The organism is Halonotius pteroides, from assembly GCF_003605635.1.
GTDB classification, from domain to species: Archaea; Halobacteriota; Halobacteria; order Halobacteriales; family Haloferacaceae; genus Halonotius; species Halonotius pteroides.
In genome coordinates this window covers 1-1,051 of the sequence record NZ_QMDW01000108.1, presented here as the reverse complement: position 1 = coordinate 1,051, position 1,051 = coordinate 1, and the positions used below count along the sequence as shown (strand labels likewise).

Below are 1,051 nucleotides of genomic sequence, written 5' to 3'. Positions count from 1 at the left end.
GCGACGACGGTGGCCCGATCCACGCGGCCGTCGGCTCGTTCGCCGACCTCGACGACGGCGAAATCGCCGGCATCGCCTCGGATATCGAGACGCAACTCGGCTGAGGCGGGAGAGACCCCGAGCGCCGACCTCGACACGGCGGATGACCCGGACAGCACGTTTTTATTCGATGCCGGCGGTACCGAACGTATGTCCGAAACGGTCGCGTTCGTCGGCGCCGCCGGCGGGGTCGGGACGACGCGGGTGACGCTCGAGTGTGGACGGCTTCTGGCCGACGACGGGGCCGACACCGCGATCCTTGACGCCGCCTACGGCACGCAGGGGCTCTCCGATCGGGTCGCTGGCCGGATCGACCCCGACATAACGGCGCTGTGTCTGTCAGAGACGCCGCTCGAGGAGGGCTTGATCGACCTCCCCGGCGAGCGGGCGGGGCGGCTCTCCGTCTGTCCCGCCCACGCGTCCTTCGAGCGCCTCGCGCGCGCGAAACGGCCGGCGGCTGCCGAGCGATTCGGAGAGCTGATCGAGGCGGCGGCGCGGCGCTTCGAGTGCGTCCTCGTCGACACCCCACCGGTGGCGACGAACCCGGCCGTCGCGGCGGCCACCGAAGCCGGGTCCGTCGCCGTCGTCTGTGACGGCGAGCGAGCGGCGTCGGCCGTGCCGCGGACGGCGGATCGACTGGCGGACATCGGGATCGACGACTCGACGACGCTGCTCACGCGGACGTCGGCGCACCCGGACGCCGACGTGGCGGTCCCGGAACTCGGCTCCGAGACGCCGGCGGGCGCGCCCGATTCACCCGCCCGCGACGCGCTCGCCGACGCGGTCGAAGTGCTGACCGGGATCCCCGTCGAGCGGCCGGAGTCGACGGGGTTGTTCGGAAACGTCTCTCTCAGATGAGATCGTCGGGGTCGCCTCTGGCGTCCACGAGCGGGTCCGGGTGCGCCGTTGAGGCTGCCCCGAGGACCACCGCGTCGGCACCGTCGATCGGGTCGTGGGTGGCGACGTACGCGCCGAGGGCGAACTCCCGGTCGCCGAGACCCGCCAGCGTCCG

Annotated in this window: 2 protein-coding genes; one reads left to right on the top strand and one right to left on the bottom strand. The window is 72.7% G+C overall.

The features are described from left to right. Nucleotides 1–189: 189 nt before the first annotated feature. Nucleotides 190–897 carry a chromosome partitioning protein ParA gene (locus tag DP106_RS15390; protein WP_015408691.1) on the top strand — a complete coding sequence of 236 codons (708 nt, stop codon included), beginning with the start codon at nt 190–192 and terminating at the stop codon, nt 895–897. On the opposite strand, the gene DP106_RS16680 is transcribed toward DP106_RS15390, so the two are convergent. After that, entirely contained in the window at nt 890–1,045 is a 156-nt protein-coding gene (locus tag DP106_RS16680) for a DUF7858 family protein (RefSeq protein WP_449405090.1), read from the bottom strand. The genes DP106_RS15390 and DP106_RS16680 overlap by 8 nt on opposite strands. Nucleotides 1,046–1,051: the final 6 nt, after the last annotated feature.

Excerpts from the sequence above, each read along its gene's own strand:
- DP106_RS15390 (WP_015408691.1), top strand. The coding sequence starts at position 190 with ATGTCCGAAACGGTCGCGTTCGTCGGCGCCGCCGGCGGGGTCGGGACG.